At 42.8% G+C, this 18,156-nt stretch carries 11 protein-coding genes; 7 read left to right on the top strand and 4 right to left on the bottom strand.

The window, feature by feature from the left end:
* Positions 1 to 440 precede the first annotated feature (440 nt).
* The 4 genes from F0145_RS01870 to sucC all read left to right on the top strand — a co-directional run bounded on the left by F0145_RS01870 (position 441) and on the right by sucC (position 7,110).
* Positions 441 to 2,417 (top strand): DUF3857 domain-containing protein, encoded by a 1,977-nt coding sequence (locus F0145_RS01870; protein ID WP_190277444.1) that lies wholly within the window; start codon positions 441 to 443, stop codon positions 2,415 to 2,417.
* Entirely contained in the window at positions 2,418 to 4,334 is a 1,917-nt protein-coding gene (locus F0145_RS01865; protein ID WP_150086357.1) for a DUF3857 domain-containing protein, read from the top strand.
* A 255-nt stretch (positions 4,335 to 4,589) separates the two neighbouring features.
* A complete protein-coding gene (locus F0145_RS01860; RefSeq protein WP_223815765.1) occupies positions 4,590 to 5,681 on the top strand; it encodes a glycoside hydrolase family 113 in 1,092 nt (363 codons plus the stop codon).
* 238 nt (positions 5,682 to 5,919) lie between these two features.
* Positions 5,920 to 7,110 (top strand): ADP-forming succinate--CoA ligase subunit beta, encoded by a 1,191-nt coding sequence (gene sucC, locus F0145_RS01855; protein WP_150086356.1) that lies wholly within the window; start codon positions 5,920 to 5,922, stop codon positions 7,108 to 7,110.
* Between the two features lie 85 nt (positions 7,111 to 7,195).
* Here the strand turns inward: sucC and F0145_RS01850 are convergent, their stop codons facing one another.
* On the bottom strand, positions 7,196 to 7,612 hold the full coding sequence (locus tag F0145_RS01850) for an organic hydroperoxide resistance protein (protein WP_150086355.1): 417 nt from the start codon (positions 7,610 to 7,612) through the stop codon (positions 7,196 to 7,198).
* Positions 7,613 to 8,245: 633 nt separating this feature from the next.
* Between F0145_RS01850 and F0145_RS01845 the strand changes: the two genes are divergently transcribed.
* Positions 8,246 to 9,064 carry a hypothetical protein gene (locus F0145_RS01845; protein ID WP_150086354.1) on the top strand — a complete coding sequence of 273 codons (819 nt, stop codon included), beginning with the start codon at positions 8,246 to 8,248 and terminating at the stop codon, positions 9,062 to 9,064.
* 305 nt (positions 9,065 to 9,369) lie between these two features.
* Complete coding sequence (locus F0145_RS01840) at positions 9,370 to 9,672, top strand: sll1863 family stress response protein (protein ID WP_150086353.1); 303 nt, start codon at positions 9,370 to 9,372, stop codon at positions 9,670 to 9,672.
* A 78-nt stretch (positions 9,673 to 9,750) separates the two neighbouring features.
* Here the strand turns inward: F0145_RS01840 and paaN are convergent, their stop codons facing one another.
* Positions 9,751 to 11,418, bottom strand: a complete 1,668-nt coding sequence (paaN, locus tag F0145_RS01835; RefSeq protein WP_150086352.1) for a phenylacetic acid degradation protein PaaN — start codon at positions 11,416 to 11,418, stop codon at positions 9,751 to 9,753.
* 529 nt (positions 11,419 to 11,947) lie between these two features.
* Between paaN and F0145_RS01830 the strand changes: the two genes are divergently transcribed.
* A complete protein-coding gene (locus tag F0145_RS01830; RefSeq protein ID WP_150086351.1) occupies positions 11,948 to 15,232 on the top strand; it encodes a S8 family serine peptidase in 3,285 nt (1,094 codons plus the stop codon).
* A gap of 138 nt (positions 15,233 to 15,370) precedes the next feature.
* Here F0145_RS01830 and F0145_RS01825 read toward each other — a convergent pair whose 3' ends face one another.
* Both F0145_RS01825 and F0145_RS01820 read right to left on the bottom strand, forming a co-directional pair.
* On the bottom strand, positions 15,371 to 17,677 hold the full coding sequence (locus tag F0145_RS01825; protein ID WP_150086350.1) for an aconitate hydratase: 2,307 nt from the start codon (positions 17,675 to 17,677) through the stop codon (positions 15,371 to 15,373).
* 178 nt (positions 17,678 to 17,855) lie between these two features.
* Entirely contained in the window at positions 17,856 to 18,083 is a 228-nt protein-coding gene (locus tag F0145_RS01820) for a hypothetical protein (RefSeq protein ID WP_150086349.1), read from the bottom strand.
* Positions 18,084 to 18,156: the final 73 nt, after the last annotated feature.

Genomic DNA, 18,156 nt, shown 5'->3' with positions numbered 1-18,156 from the left:
AAAAACCTGTAAAAAAGGCTACCGAGCAGCTACAGAATTAACAAACACCAGCCCTATATAATTCGGAATTGCTCAATCACAACTACTTTGTATGTATTTGATATTCAAAAGGTTAACAATATTTTTAAATTATTTTTGACTGGCAACTTAGCAGTTTATAAACTATTTACCATCAGCCATTTAAATAAAACCAGCTAAACATTTTGCTCTTTATTAAAGCTAAAATTTAATTTTTTTAGGTTCTTAAACTAGAGTTTCTCCAAAATATACCTTTTCCTGGGCAAAGGTATATTCCTATTCTGCAGTTTAAATTTTTAATAATATACCTATTAATAGGTATTGTTATATATAGATCTTTTCCGAAATTTGTATTCCTGATAATTGAATATTCTTTAGAACACAACCACTTCCTTTTAAAATTTCACCCTAAAATGTTCGGCATGGCTAAACTGCTACTCACTCCCTTATTACTTCTTTTGTTCTTAACGGCGCAGGCTCAGGAAAGTGGCTATCAGTTTGGCCAAATTGCATTATTTCAGCTTCAGATGAAGGAGTATGATAAAGATACTACGTCCAATGCGGTGGTATTGCAGGAGTTCGGCGAATCATACATCGACAATAGCAACGATCATAATTTATTGCATAATTACCACGTCAAAATTAAAATCCTGAATAGCAAAGCTTTCGACCAAGCCAATATTACCATCCCGCTGTTTAAACAAAATGGCAAAAGCGAAAAAGTTAATAAAATTCAGGCTTCTACTTATAACCTGGTAAACGGCAAGGTAGAAGAAACTAAGCTAGATAGCCGCAAAACCTTCACCGAAAACAAATCTAAATACCTGGACCTGGTAAAGTTTACTTTACCTAATATTCAGGAGGGCTGCGTAATAGAAGTAAAATATACCCTGGAGTCGCCGTTTGTCTTCAACTTTCGGTCGTGGGAGTTTCAGTCGGATATTCCTAAAATGCACAGCGAATATTGGGCGAAAATTCCGGGTAATTATTTATACAATATTACGCTGCGCGGTGCCAGAAAACTCGACAAGCAAGATTCCGAATTATTAAAAGATTGCTTTACGCCCGGTGGCGGCCACAAAGCCGATTGCGCTTTGTACAAATTTGCTATGGCCAATATTCCTGCTTTCGTAGAAGAAGAGTACATGACGGCCAAAAGCAACTTCTTATCGGCGGTATATTTTGAGTTGAAAGAACTGCAATATTTTGATGGCCGCAAAGAAAAAATAACCAAGGAATGGAAAGACGTAGACCTGGAACTGCGTAACGATGCCAAATTTGGCGGCCAACTCCGCAAGGGCAAAGATGTTTTCCGCGAGAACCTAACAGCTTTAATTGCTGCCGAAACCGACTCGCTCAAAAAAGCCCAGAAAATATTCGATTTTATTAAAGGCTGGTACCGCTGGAACGATACTTACGGCAAATATTCTGAGTTTGGCATTAAAAAAGCTTACGAGAGCAAAACCGGCAACGTAGGCGATATAAATTTATCGCTCATAGCAGCTTTAAATATGGGCGGTTTTAAAACCGAACCAGTTATTTTATCGACCCGCGAAAACGGCTTGCCTATTGATATTCACCCGGTAATTAGTGATTTTAATTATGTAGTGGCCCGGGTTGCTATTGGGGGCAAAAGCTACCTGCTCGATGCGACCGATCCGTTTGTTTCGTTTGGCATGTTGCCCATCCGCTGCCTCAACGGCAAAGGCCGGGCTTTTCCGGAAAAAGGTGCTTCGTATTGGCTGGACATTCTGCCTACCGAAAAGCAAAAACAAACCATTTACATGGACCTGAGTTTACAAACGGATGGCAGCTTTAAAGGCAAAGTTGTTAACTCTTCGGCCGGTTACGATGCCCTGCAGGATCGGAAACACATTAATTCCTTTAACAACCACGACGAGTACATTGAGTCGCTGGATGAAAAATGGAGTAAAATTAAAATAGTAAAATACGATATTAATAACCTCGAAACGTTAGACAAAGCTTTATCGCAGACCTTTGAAGTAAGCATAGAAGGTTTCGATAATTTAAACAAGAACAAGCTGTTTCTGAATCCTTTCTTTATGGAAAGCTGGGAAAAGAACCCGTTTACTGCAAAGGAACGAACCTACCCCGTTGACTTAGGTGCCCCCATTGAAACAACCTTAACCATAAATCTGCAATACCCCAACGAATTTGAATTGGCCATTTTACCTACTCCGGTAACCCTGGCCTTGCCCAATGGTGGCGGACGCTTTATTTTTAGTGTACAAAATATTGGCAACAAGGTGGTGGTAACCAGTATGATTTCGTTGAGCAAACCGGTTTACAGTTCCGAAGAATATATTTACCTGAAAGAACTCTTCAATAAAATTGTGCAGTCTTATAAAACAAATCTGGTTTTTAATAAAAAAGCTTAAATGCGTAAATTATTTCTTTTTCTGCTGATTTGCGGAGTTGTTTGCTTTAACCTTACAGCTGCCACCCCGCCAATATCTTACGATGCAGCCGCAATACCTAAATCTTTACAAGCGTATGCCAATGCGGTAGTGCGGGTGCAGGAAAGCGTTACCGAGGTAAAAGATTTAGATCAGGTAATATTTCGGTACAAAGAAGCCATTACCATCCTCAACAGCAATGGGGCCGAATACGCCAATATTGCTGTTTTCTACGATAAATCGCGGCAGCTCAAAAACCTGAAGGGTGCCGTTTATGATAATACCGGTAAGCTTATTAAGAAATTAGCAGCTTCGGATTTTCAGGATGTAAGCGCTATCAGCGATATTTCGTTGTTTGAAGATGACCGGGTAAAGCATTACACGCCGCGGTTAAACTTCTACCCGTACACCATCGAGTACGAATACGAGTTGCGTTTTAAGCATACCTTCTATTTCCCGGACTGGCACCCGCAAAAAGCTTTGGATATTGCGGTAGAAAACAGCAGTTATAAATTTATTTCGAAACCCAGCTTCGAAACCCGGCTCAAAGAATTTAATTTAAAAACACCCCGGAAAGAAACCAGCACGGCGGATGCTAGAACGCTGGAATGGAACACCCAAAACTTACCGGCTATTAAAAGCGAACCGTTTAGCCCGCCGGCCCAGGAATATATGACCATGGTAGAGATTGCCCCGGTTACTTTTTCGTACGAAGGCATAACGGGTAAATTTACCAATTGGCAGGAATACGGCAAATGGGCTTACGATAATTTGCTTCAGGGCCGCGATAAATTGTCGCCGGCAACGGTTGCCGCTGTTACTGCTTTGGTGCAAAATATTAAATCCCCGGAAGAGAAAATCCGGAAAATATACGAATATACGCAGCAAAAGAACCGGTACATAAGTGTGCAAATAGGCATTGGCGGTTTGCAGCCCATGAAAGCCGAAGAAGTAGATCGGCTGGGTTACGGCGACTGCAAAGCCCTGACTAATTACACCCGTAGTTTGCTTAGTGCGGCTGGTATAAAAGCGCATTATGCCGAGGTTAATGCCGGCCCGGACCGGAAAAGTTATTTACCCGATTTTGCGAGTGCTTTCCAGGGCAACCATGCCATTTTGTGCGTACCGGTAGCGCAAGATACTATTTGGCTGGAGTGTACCAGTCGGGAGGCGCCGATGGGTTATATGGGCACTTTTACCGATAAGCGCCGGGTTTTACTTTATACCGAAAATGGCGGGGTAATTGCCCGCACCAGCGGCTACGCCCCGGAACAAAACCGGCAAATACGGCAAGCTACTTTCACCCTCGACGAAAAAGGTTTGCTGCAAGGGCAATTGGAAACCCGTTACGAAGGCTCGCAGTACGACAACCGCGACCACTTGCTTCTGAAAGCTGGTAAAGAGCGTACGGATTTACTCAAAGAAATATACCCCATCAACAACCTGGAAATAATTAAATATACCCTGGAGCCGCAAAAAACCAGCAAACCCCACCTGACCGAAAAAATGGAAATAAAAGCTGCCGGGTACGGGAATATTGATAATAATATGCTGGTGGTACCGGTTTACCACCTTACCCGCAATTTAAATGTACCCAAAGAAGTCCGGAACCGGAAACAGAAAGTGAGCATTACCCGCGGCTTTTACGACGAAGACGTTTTTACTTTTAACCTGCCGGCTGGTTTCAAGCCCGATTATATTCCGGAGCCCGTTACCCTGCAAAACGAACTGGGTTCTTTTTCCACTTCGGTTCAGGTTTCTAGTGGGCAATTAATTTATTCCCGCAAATTATTACTAAAAGAAGGTGAATTTACGCCCGAAGCATACGACAAACTACACAGCATGCTTAAAAAAGTGGTGGATACGGACACACAAAAATTTGTTTTAGTAAAGAAATAAATAGAAATAATATTCAATCATCTTATCCGTGCCATTCCTTTAATATTTAATCAATAATTCTCGGAGTAAATATTAAAGGAATGGCATTTTTATGCTACCGCTACTTACCTCCAATTCCGTCAAGCTCTCTTTATATTTTGCGGCGCTTGTAAATAAATGCTTCAAATTGCTGAAAGCAAAACCTGAAAATATAAGAACTATTAGCACGAAGCCTCAATATTTTATATATTAGACAGCTCAAAATAGTTGAAATAAATGATCCGGAAAAGCAGCTTTCTGCTGATTGGCTTAGCCCTGCTGAGTTTTGCTTTTATTTGCAAAAAGTACTTTGCTGCGGATGCCCCTATGAGTAATCAGCAGACAGCATTTGCCCTACCTAACCGACCAGAATTAATGCGCGGCGTAAGTTGGGTAGCCGCCGACTCGGTAACCCTGGAGCAATTACAAGCGCTGAAACAAAATAATATCGAGTGGATTTCCCAGACACCATTTGGCTGGCAAGCGGCCTATAATTCTCCGGAAGTTAGATTAAACACCCGTGCTAACCGGGCTTATTGGGGCGAAAGCGATTTGGGACTTATTAATACAACCCGCCAAGCCAAAAAATTAGGTATTAAAACGTTGCTCAAGCCGCACATCTGGTTACACGACCGCACTGGCAAATGGCTCGGCGATATTGAGATGAATAGTGAAGCGGAGTGGCAGGACTGGTTCCGCAATTACCGGACCTTTATTTTGCACTACGCGCAACTAGCCCAGCAAGAACAAATTGAAGCCTTTTGCATTGGCACCGAACTACACAAACCGGCAGTTACGCATGAGCAAGCCTGGCGCGATTTAATTAAAGATATCCGGAAGGTATATAGCGGCCAACTGACGTATGCCGCTAACTGGTACCTGGAGTATGAGCAAATAAAATTCTGGGATGAGCTGGATTTTATTGGCGTACAAGCTTATTTTCCGCTTACTAAGAAAAATAATCCGACGCTAAAAGAATTAAAAAAAGGCTGGGAACAGCATTTACCAGACTTGGCCAAAATAGCCAGGCGCTACCAGAAGCCCATTGTTTTTACCGAAGCCGGTTACAAAAGCACCCCGGATGCCGGTATAGAGCCTTGGAAATGGCCGGAACGCGGCGCCCAACCCGAACTACCCCAAGCCGCTAGTACCCAGGCTGCCTGCTACGAAGCCATGTTCCAGACGGTATGGCACCAGCCTTGGTTTAGGGGCATGTACATCTGGAAATGGTACCCGCGCCTCCGCGAAAACCGCCAATATCACGGTGATTTTACCCCGCAAAATAAACCAGCCGCGCAAATATTAGCGCAGTGGTACGGAAAACAGTAGTTCGTTATTCGTTAGCCGTTAATCGTTGTTCGTTATCCGGTTTTGGAGATTAAACTGATTTTTCTTTTCTGAACCAATGGAAAATTAGTTAAAGTTTGATACAGAATACTAGTAGACGAAAACAGTAAACCAAAATATATCGGACAACGAATAACGATTAACGGCTAACGAATAACGAACTACTGTTTGAATTTAAAGGGAATATATTTTACATTCGTGCCGGATAAAACCTGAACCTATGAACATACACGAATATCAAGGTAAAGAAATATTAAAAAACTACGGCGTACGTATACAGGAGGGCATTGTGGTTCGCAATCCGGACCAGGCAGTAGAAGCCGCCAAACGCCTAACCGCCGAAACTGGCACGGGCTGGCACGTAGTTAAAGCGCAGATACACGCGGGTGGTCGCGGTAAAGGTGGTGGTGTTAAGCTGGCCAAAAACCTGGACCAAGTGCGGGAACACGCCAACGCTATTTTGGGCATGAACCTGGTAACACACCAGACTGGCCCGGAAGGCCGCACCGTACATAAAGTTTTAATTGCCCAGGATGTTTATTATCCAGGTCCGTCGGAGCCTAAAGAATATTACCTGAGTATTCTGCTGGATCGGGCGAAAGGCCGCAACGTAATAATGGCTAGTACCGAAGGCGGTATGGACATTGAAGAAGTTGCCGAACACTCTCCGGAAAAAATATTGAAAGAATGGATCGACCCGCGGGTTGGTCTGCAGCCTTTCCAGGCGCGCAAAGTAGCTTTTAACTTAGGGTTAGAAGGCGAAGCTTTTAAGGAAATGGTGAAATTTATTCAGGCCCTGTACCGCGCTTACGAAGATACCGATGCCTCGCAGTTTGAAATTAACCCGGTATTAAAAACTTCGGACAACAAAATATTAGCCGTTGATGCTAAAGTTAATTTAGACGATAACGCCTTGTACCGGCACAAGACCTTTGAAGATCTGCGCGATTTTAACGAAGAAGATCCTTTGGAGGTAGAAGCGAGTGCCCATAACCTGAACTACGTAAAGCTCGATGGCAACGTAGGTTGTATGGTTAACGGCGCCGGTCTGGCTATGGCTACCATGGATATTATTAAGCTTTCGGGTGGCGAGCCGGCCAACTTCCTGGATGTAGGCGGTAGCGCTAATGCCCAAACCGTAGAAGCCGGTTTCCGAATTATTTTAAAAGACCCGAATGTAAAAGCTATCCTGATTAATATTTTTGGTGGTATTGTACGTTGCGACCGGGTGGCTAGCGGCGTTGTGGAAGCTTACAAAAATATTGGCGATATTCAGGTTCCTATTATTGTGCGGTTGCAAGGCACCAATGCCGAAGAAGGCGCCCGCATTATAGATGAATCTGGCCTGAAAGTTTACTCAGCGGTATTATTAAAAGATGCTGCCGACCGGGTTAAAGAAGTATTAGCTTAACCTATATTTATTCTCATAAATAAAAAACCTCTTCAGGCAACTGGAGAGGTTTTTTATTTAGGTTCAGTACTAAAATTATTTCTTCTTATACTACGTTCAGTTCTACATTAATATTGCCGCGGGTACCTACCGAATAAGGACATACTTCGTGCGCCTGGTGTACCAGTTGCTTAGCTTGCTCTTTATCCAAGCCTTTTAAATCCACATCCAGGATTACACTCAATCCATAATTGCCGGTATCTAGTTGGTTCAGGCTTACCCGGGCCGTTACAGTAGATTCTTTTTCTAACCGAATACGATCTTTGCCAGCTACTAATAATAAAGCACTCTGGAAGCAAGCCGCATAACCAGCAGCAAATAATTGCTCCGGATTGGTACTACCGCCTTTCCCTCCTAACCCTTCGGGTACGGTAACCGGCATATCTATTACACCATCTGATGAAACAACATGGCCGCTGCGGCCACCGGTGGCCGTTACTTCTGCCGTATATAACGTTTTCATAGCAATTTATTTAAGTTAAATGTTATAGCTTAACTCTATTCCGGATATTTTGTTTACCGCACCGCAGGAATTTCGGTTTAAAGCAGCATTTGCTTTCGCCAGAAAATGGTTACCCAGTAAAGGAACGAAAACAACTAAAGACTTTAGAATGAAGTAATACTGCTACCCAAAACTTACGTTAGCACTGCATTAATATTTCACAACTGTTGCTCTTAGTTTATAAGCCTACAACCACAGCTACTCACTTTTATTAGAACTATTTTTTGCAGAAATATTCTAAAAAGCAAACATTACATATAAATATACGTATAAATAAGTATATGAAATAAACTATTGTTTGACTTACTTGCAGCAGTTATCTTTAAATAAGCAAAATTGCTCTATTAATCTTTTCGGTTACTAAGTACCATACATATATAACAGAATCATTATAAAATAATAATGCCCCGAGAAATAATATATTTAAATTTGTGAGTACAAAACTTAAATACTGTTTATATTAGAGCAACCCACTATAATAAAACTTATAAACATACTTTCCAAAATTTGGAAAATAATCAATGCCAAAATTTAACTCTTTTTTAAATAACCTAATTTACCCAGTAACCCTAATAACTTTAACTAATTAATATTATGCAAAAAAATACTACGCTCATGGTTGCCATATTTTTGGCAACTTTATTTTTTACTTCTTGCCAGGATAATAATTTTAATAACCTAACGCCCGGACCAGATTGCGCTACTCAAAAAGAATGGACGAACTACCAAGGCAAGCGCGTTTTATTAAATGAATACGCTTTTAAAGGCGACGAATTTGCCAAATTAACGCACTACGACTTTGATGGAAAGAAAACCGAGAGCTTACCGGAATACGACAGCAAAGGCAGATTATTAAAAATATTTGAGAAAGTAACCGGAGAAAATAATACGCCTGTAGCGCAGTACGAAACTACTTTTACTTATTACAACGATGGCAAATTATACCAGACCGATAATTACAAAGTGGAAGACGGGAATCACAACTTAATTCAAACCCGTCTTTATTACTACGACAATGAAAAGGTTTCTAAAATTGTTTCCAGCTTTGGCGTGCACTGGCGTTATGAGTATAACGAGAACGATAACGTAACCAAAACTTATTTTCAGCCGGCTGGCGGTAATGAATATTTAGAAGAAGAGTACACTAGCTACGATGACAAATTATTAACCAACACTTTAAAAAATTTGCAAATCTCGCAGAATGTTAGCCGATCTTCTGCGGGCTTAAATTTTAGTAAAAATAATGCAACGGCTTATAAAGTTTATAACCCCGATGGCAGTGTTAAAACAACCTATACCGTTAGCCGCAACTACAATGCTTCCGGCAAACAAACCAAAGTTGTAACCACAGCTTCTACAAACAGCACTCCGGTTACCACTGTTGTAGAAACCGAATACCCAACCTGCCGATAAGTTTTTCCGGGGAACTGTAAATTACCTAGCCAGCAATATTCTTAATTAGTTAAAAAAATAACCTGTAAACATATTACAGGTTATTTTTTTATGCAGCCGGTAAAATTATTTTAGCTAACTAAAACCAGTAATTTAGGTGGCTAATATGGTGCTGCAACTTTTTTAACGTGCCAGTAAAGCGTTATTTTAACTACTTCATAAATCTTTTTTCCGGAATGTAAGTAATAACTATAATTGCTGGTTCTGCTATTACAACACAGAAGCAGCTCTATTTTAAAGTTAACTAAACTAAAAGTAGCATACATATGACATCATATCCGCCAAAACCAGAAAGTGTACGGGCACCGGAAAATTTGAGCCATGACGAAATCAAAAAAAGTCTGGAAGAGCTAGATGGCAAGATAAAAATATTGCAGGGCCGGGCTCATGCTACCGCCGCCGACTCAAACCATACTTATCATGAGCACATTGCAGCCTTAGAACGAAAGCGGAGTTTGATTGCCGAAAAATTAAATGCCTCGGCCAACGACACCAGCACCAACACCTGGACTGACATAAAAAATGGAATTGAAGGCTTAGCCAACGATATAAAAAAAATATGGGAGTAATACTTAAGCGTATTACAAAGCAAAAGCCAGCTAAAAAGCTGGCTTTTGCTTTGTAATTAAATAGTGTTCCAGATTAATTTATTCCGAAACCAGTTCCCGGAATCCTACCCAGGTAAATCGCTTTACTACAAATTCAGGGTTAGTAAAAGACGCATTACCCGCCGGGTTACCGCCAGTTACGTGAAAATCGGAGAAGCTAGCATGCTGGTTTAAGTAAATATTGCCGGTTAAATTAAAGCTAACCGGAGTTCCGGACAGGCTCATTTCGTCTTTAATCTGTTCTTTTAATTCCGGATTGGTAGTGTAAGCGCCACAAGAGATTGCCCCGTGGTTCAGTGCCATTTCTTTGGCCAACGCTATGGATTGTTGCGTATTATGGGTTTTAATAACCAACGCTATTGGCCCGAATAATTCGCGGTTGTACACTTCTTTATCGGCGGCGGCCACTTCGTAAATTACCGGCGAGCATAACCGGGCCTGGGCAAACTGCGGATTGGCGACATCGCAGGTAGTTAATATTGGTTTACCCGGCATTTTTTCTATTGCTTGCACGCGCGCTACGGTACCGGGGTTCTGAATGGCTCCTAACACGTGCGGCCCTACCTTCGGGTTATTAATGAGCGAACTTACCGCATCGGCAAATTTTTGTACAACCTGCTCATAAGGCACTTGTTCTCCGTTTACGTTAATGCCCGTTGCGGGAATAAAAAAGTTTTGCGGCGCGGTACACATTTGGCCCGAGTAAAGCGAAATGGAAAAAGCCAGGTTTTGCATTACTTTGTCCAAATCTACCACCGATTCCAGAATAACAGAATTAACCCCTGCTTTTTCCGTAAAAACTATTTTTCCGGGCAAACTTTCCAGGTAATTGCCAAAGGCGGTACTACCCGTATAATCTATTACTTTCACAGCCAGATGCTCTGCTAATTCTTGGGTAATTAGTCGGTCGTCGGGGTCAGCGGCCAACTGGCAGATAAGCGGGTTCAGGTTATGATTAATTAATGCTTGCTGTACTTCGGCTACTACCAAGGCCATGGGCAAAACACTTTTCGGATGGGGCTTTACAATTACCGGATTACCGGTTACCAGGCTGGCAAACATACCTGGCACCGTATTCCAGGTCGGGAAAGTAGAGCAACCGATGGCCAACGCTACCCCTTTGGGCACCGCCCGCCAGGATTTTTGCAATTTCAGGTTATACTTACCCATAGGTTTCTCCCAATCGGCCTCTTCTGGAAAGCGATTTAGTTCTTCGTAGCCGGTGGCAATTGCTTCCAGTGCCCGGTCGGCGGCGTGCGGTCCCGATGCCTGAAACGCCATCATAAAAGCTTGCCCGGTGGTGTGCATGGTAGCATAAGCTAATTCGAAAAAACGATTTTGCAGACCGCTCAGCGAATCTAATAAAACGGTTACCCGGGTATCGGCTGGCACCTTACGCCATTGATGAAAAGCTTCCTGCGCATTATTTACCAGCGTAGCCGGGCTAAAATATGGATATTTTATACCCAAAGCTTCCTGCGTATACGGCGATTCTTCCTGCCCTACCCAGGCCTCCGGCTCTGCTTGTTTTAATTCTTTATACCGTTGCCCTAATAAATTGTTGAATTTTTCTCGTCCTTTTGCATCTGCTTCCGGTCCGTAAACATCCGGCGAAGGGTTTTCCGGGAAATAAGAAAAAAAAGTCCGGTGATGCAAAGCATTAATTGCTTCTTTCAGGGTTTTCTCTTGGTCTTGTAACGCTATCATACAACATGCTAAATTAATTTAGAGGAAAGCCAAAAAATAATGCCCGCGAAAAATGTGTTAGCTGCATTCATATTTTTTGTTGCACAGGTAAAATAGGAATATTATAGTAAACGAATTTTCCGGAATTTTGATAAAGAATATTTACCAAAGAAAACAAATAGAACTAGCAAGTGCCTGCAAAACAGGATAAAACGCAGCTTTAGTTAAACGACTATCTGCCTAGTAGCAGCAGCAAAATAAAAACCAAAACTACCTGATTAACAAACGCCTCAATATTTTACTGATAAAGTATTGCGGTCTGTAGAATATTTAAATAAATTCTAGTATTTTATTATTAAATTAAATTTTATTGGGAAAGTATGTAACACTTTAGTATATTAGCATTTTAATATATTTAATCTAAATATTGTGCTTGGCTAATGTAACAAATTTGTGTAGACGGTGTAATCTTAATTAACGCTTCTCCGGATTAAAGCCGGCGAAAAGAATAATTTAAAAATTGATTTTTATAGTTAGCAGGTATGATATAATGTTTACCCATTTCTTTTTTACCAGAACACTTTTACTTATTGCTTTTACATTTTCGGTTTTGCTTTGTTCGGCTCAGGTACCAGTGGCACCAGCACCTAAAACAAAGCCTAATACCCTTATTTTTAAGTTAAAATCAGACTATGAGCTACAGAGCTATTTTTTACAGGAAGTAAAAAAACTGCTCTCGCCTATTCAGCCGCATACGTTAAAGCAAAAGTTTCCGAGAGCTTTGCCGCAGCCATTTCTTAAACCCGGCGAAATAGACTTAACCCTGCTTTATGAACTGGAATACAATCCGGGGGTTACTTTTAATAAACTTAAGGCTTTGCTCCTAAGTACTGGGGTGGTAAGTTACGTAGAGCCGGTAAATATTCCCGAACTACTCAAAATGCCGAATGACCCCTTGGCCGATTCGCTGAAGGGAAAACAGTATTATCTTAAAACCATAAAAGCTTATAAAGGCTGGGATATTCAAACGGGCGATTCAACGGTGGTAATTGGGGTGCTGGATACGGGCATTAATTTAAACCACGAAGATTTAAAGAAGCAAATAAAGTATAACTACGCTGACCCGATTAACGGCATAGATGACGATAACGACGGGTACGTTGATAATTTTCATGGCTGGGATTTGGGCGATAACGACAATGACCCAACGGCTGATGCCAATGCACACGGTATTTTTGTAACTGGAATTGTTGCGGCGGAAGCAAATAATGGTAAAGGCTTGGCTGGCGTAGCCTATAATTGTAAAGTATTACCTATAAAAGTTTTCAACTCTAAAGCCAAAGGCAATTTTGCGGGCTACGAAGCCATTGTGTATGCCGCCGACCACGGCTGTAAAGTAATTAATTTATCCTGGGGCTCACCAGGATTTAGTTCGGCTTATGAGCAGGACATAATTAACTATGCGGTTATCAATAAAAAAGCAATTGTGGTAGCGGCAGCTGGTAACACCAACGGCGATTTTGATTTTTACCCAGCCTCTTACGATAACGTTATTTCAGTAACATCCGTCGATCCGAGCGATAACCGGGTATCTTTCCATACTTACAGCAATAAAGTAGATCTGATGGCGCCGGGCCTATCCGTTACGACCACAGGTGCCAAAAATAATGAATACACCTATGGCCACGGCACATCGTTTGCTGCTCCTATTGTGGCCGCGGCCGCGGCTTTGGTCAGCAAGCAATTTCCGCATTATACGCCTATGCAGGTTGCCGAGCAAATTCGCCTAACCACCGATGATATTTACCACATACAAACAAATGCGCCTTTTCAGGAAAGACTGGGCCGTGGCCGGCTTAATTTATACCGGGCTTTATCCGAAACCAACACCAAATCGGTCCGGAATATAGAGAACAAGTTTAACAAAGGAAATAGCCTGATGGCCGGCGATACTTTAAAAATTACCGGCACTTTCCAGAACGTGTTAGCGGCTACAGCAAACCTGCAGGTTACTTTAACCTGTACTTCGCCGTACGTAACTATTCTGCAAAATAGTTTTGCGGGCGGGGCAATTGCGAGTGGCGCTTCTGTTACCAATGCCAGCAATCCTTTTGTTATTTATATAAACCCCGATATACCGCTAAATTCGGTTCTGAATTTCCGGTACGGTTATGCCGATGGCAGTTACACAGATTATCAATATTTTAAAATTGCCGCTAACCCCGATTTTGTTACCATTAATATTAATAACCTGGGCGTAAGTATAACCAGTAAAGGTAATATTGGCTACAACGGGTTAGATTACCAGCAAGGCGACGGCATATTTTACAAAAAAGGTAATCCGCTGTTAGCCGAAGGGGGTATTATGATTGGTACTACACCGGGCCGCGTATCGGATAATATTCGTAACGATTTGTTCGAATCAGATAATAATTTTTCGAAAGTAGCAGGCGTTCGGTTTATTCCTAATCCAAAGTTTGCCGATATAGCCGCGCAAGGAGCCATTCAAGATTCATTTCCGTCTACTAATACGGCTGGCGTACGCGTATCTTACCGGGCCTATGCCTGGAAAAATGCCCCTAATCATAAATTTGTTGTGCTGGAATACAAGATCACGAATAACACCCTGGAGCCGTTTCAGAACTTGTATGCCGGCATGTACACCGATTGGGATATTGATGGGGCTTTCCGGAATGCAGCCGATTGGGACCCAGACCACCAAATGGGCTATGTGTATAACGTAGACCGCCGCAATGTTTATGCCGGGGTTAAATTACTGTCGGATTTACCGGCTACCCACTATGCCATCGATAACCTGTACGGCCCAACCGATAATATTAGCCTTTCGGACGGTTTTAGTGATGTAAAAAAATACCGGGCTTTGTCTAACACCCCAGATAAAAACCGTAGCGCCGGTTTAAACGGCCAAGGCAACGATGTATCGGATGTAACCGGCGCCCGAATCCCGTACTTAGCCTCCGGTGAAACCGTAACGGTAGCCTTTGCCATATTAGCCGGGGATAATTTAGAAGATCTGCAAAAAAGCGCTACCGCAGCTAAAGCCCGCTACATAGAGGTAAAAATCAGTCCTACTCCCGTGCTGCAAAACGATACTATTTGCCCGGGCACTCCCTCGGTTATATCCCCGGAAAATGGCTCCAAATTTAAATTTTATGCCGATGCAGACCGGAAAACGGTGTTGGGTTCTGGGGTTAGCTATAAGACACCTCGCCTCAACAGCAACACAGTTCTTTACGTGAGTAATGCCGATTCGCTTTACGAAAGTCCGTTAGTACCCGTAAAAATTCAGGTACAAAAGCCCAGTGTGGCGTTTACCTACAATCCTAATCCAGAAACTTTGGCGCTTAATGGCCTGGTAAATTTTAAAGACCAAACACCCGAGGCCGTTAGCTGGCACTGGTACTTTGGCGACAAAGGCGAGAGCCGGTCAAAAGAGCCAACTATTCAATATCAGCAACCTGGCAGCTATAACGTTAAACTGGTGGTAACAGATAATAAAGGTTGTGTTGATTCGCTCACGCAAAATATTCAGATTAAATACCTGGATTTCAGTAATAATTGGCAAGCCGCCGATTTTGTGGTGTATCCTAACCCGACCCAAGATCAATTATTTATTCAGATACCTGCCAATATAGCTACGAGCAACAATGTTACGTTGGAAGTAATTAACCTGATGGGTACCGTAGTGAAACAACAAGCCATAACCAGAACCGGTTTGCATAGCTTAAAGCTAGCTGGCTTGGCTAAAGGTATGTATGTGCTTCAAATTAGAGGTAAAGATGGTATTTATCGCCAAAAGTTTCAGTATTTGTAATTAGCCTAACTACTATAAACGCTGGCTGTTGGCATGTTACTGGTGGCGTGCAAAATATTCTAATTGAAATCAGGAAATTGGTTAAATAAAAAGGCCCTCTTGCGGAGGGCCTTTTTATTTAACCAATATTATTAATTATTAAGCTTTCTGACCGGAAACCTGGTTGGCTTGGGTAGCGGCACCTTGTATCCGGATAAGGTTAAGCGCCGAACCGGCTCTGAACCAGCCAATCTGACCTTCGTTGTAAGTATGGTTAACCTCGAAAGTATGGGTGCTGCCATCGGCGTGGTGCAATACTACTTGCAAAGATTTGCCTGGAGCGAACCCGGACAATCCAACTACGTCAATCAGGTCATCTTCCTGAATTGCATCATAATCGGCTTTATTTGCAAAAGTTAAAGCCAGCATACCTTGCTTTTTCAGGTTGGTTTCGTGAATACGGGCAAAAGATTTTACCAGTACCACTTTAACACCTAAATGGCGAGGCTCCATGGCCGCATGCTCACGCGATGAACCTTCGCCGTAGTTTTCGTCGCCGACCACAATAGAACCAATACCGGCTGCTTTAAGGGCCCGGGCTACGGTTGGGACTTCCTGGTAAGGCGTACCTTGTACCGTGTGGTTTTTCACGCTATTGGTTTCGCCATTAAAAGCATTGGTAGCACCAATCAGCATGTTATTCGAAATATTATCCAGGTGTCCGCGGTATTTTAACCAAGGACCAGCCATTGAAATATGGTCGGTGGTACATTTACCTTGGGCCTTAATTAACAGACGTAAGCCTTTATAATCGTTACCATTCCAGGGCTGGAAACCTTCGAGCAATTGCAGACGGTCTGATTGCGGATCTACAATCACATTAACCTGGCTACCTTCTTCGGCCGGCGCAACATAACCAGCATCTTCAACCGCAAAACCATTAACCGGTAGTTCAACGCCTCTTGGCTCATCCAGCTTAACGGCTTCACCGTTTTTATTTACCAATGTATCAGTTAAAGGATTAAAGGTTAAATCACCGGCAATCGCAAACGCGGTTACAATTTCGGGCGAAGCCACAAAAGCGTGGGTATTGGGGTTGCCATCGTTCCGCTTAGCGAAATTCCGGTTAAAAGAAGTAATAATAGAATTTCTGCGTTTAGGATCATCGGTATGACGCGCCCATTGGCCAATACATGGTCCGCAGGCATTCGCCAATACTACACCACCCATTTCGGCAAAAGTATCTAACAAGCCATCGCGTTGCACAGTATACCGCACCAGTTCAGAACCGGGCGTTACGGTAAACTCGGCATTAACCGCTAAGCCTTTTTCAACAGCCTGGCTAGCAATAGAAGCTGCCCGGGTAATATCTTCGTAAGAAGAGTTGGTACAAGAACCAATTAAACCTACTTCTAACTTAGCCGGCCAATCGTGTTCTTTAACCGCCGCGGCAAATTGGGAAATTGGCCACGCGGCATCCGGCGTAAATGGTCCGTTTACGTGCGGCTCCAACTCCGATAAATTAATTTCAATTAACTGATCGTAGAAAGCGGCCGGATCGGCGTAAACTTCATCATCAGCCCGCAGGTGCTCGGCCACTTGGTCGGCTAAGTCCGCAATATCGGCCCGCTCAGTTCCTACCAGGTAATCGCGCATTTTGCCGTCGTAAGCAAATACCGAAGTGGTAGCGCCAATTTCGGCACCCATGTTACAGATGGTAGCTTTACCAGTACAAGACATACTGTTGGCACCTTCGCCAAAATATTCTACAATAGCGCCGGTACCACCTTTTACAGTTAAAATACCTGCCACTTTCAGAATTACATCTTTCGGCGAAGTCCAACCACTCATGCGGCCGGTTAACTTAACCCCAATTACTTTCGGGAATTTTAACTCCCAGGCCATACCGGCCATTACGTCTACGGCATCGGCACCGCCTACCCCAATGGCAATCATACCCAAGCCACCGGCATTAGGCGTATGCGAGTCGGTACCAATCATCATACCACCCGGGAAAGCATAGTTCTCCAATACTACCTGGTGAATAATACCGGCCCCTGGTTTCCAGAAGCCAATACCATATTTATTTGAAACCGAAGCCAGGAAATCGTAAACTTCTTTGTTTTCGGTAACGGCTACTTCTAAATCTTCGTTGGCGCCGTCGCGGGCCTGAATTAAGTGGTCGCAGTGTACCGTAGACGGAACTGCTGCCTGCGGTTTACCCGCCTGCATAAATTGCAGCAATGCCATCTGCGCGGTAGCATCCTGCATGGCAACCCGGTCCGGGGCAAAATCTACGTAAGACTTGCCGCGCTCAAACGCCTGGGTAGCGTTGCCATTATATAAATGTGCGTAAAGAATTTTTTCGGTTTGGGTAAGCGGACGGCCTACTGCTGTCCGGGCAGCCGCTATACGCGCGCCAAGTCCGGCATACACCGTCTTTATCATTTCTATATCAAATGCCATAATTATTGGTTTTGAAGGTTTGTACTGTTGGGCAAGCAACTAAAAACCAGTACATGCCCATTTAAATTTGCGCAAATATATATAACCAGATATAAAAGTGCTATTTAATGTAATCCTATTTTCTTATTTAAAATAAAAACAAATAAGTATTACATTGTAACCCCCTGCTTAGCCGTACTTACTTGGTGCGCAGGTTGTTTACATTACTGCCATCCAGTTTATCGGTTTCCTTTTCGTCTTCGGCGGCTACATTGCCCGCTTCCCGTACGCCTTCGTAATGGGTATCCAGTTCGTCGGTTTGCCGGGGAGCTTGTATTTCAGAATTATTGCCGGGCAGTTCTTTGCTTTCATCAGCGTTGGTTATTTTATCCGGCTCAATCGGGTTTGGAGTTGTATCAGGATTCATAATTTCTCATTTATGTATAAGTGTTAGGTTTTACGTACAATTAAGAATTAAAGCCGAATCTAATAGCACGGGC

The sequence above is a fragment of the Adhaeribacter rhizoryzae genome (assembly GCF_008629685.1).
Taxonomy (GTDB): domain Bacteria; phylum Bacteroidota; class Bacteroidia; order Cytophagales; family Hymenobacteraceae; genus Adhaeribacter; species Adhaeribacter rhizoryzae.
This window is presented reverse-complemented; position numbering and strand designations above follow the sequence as displayed.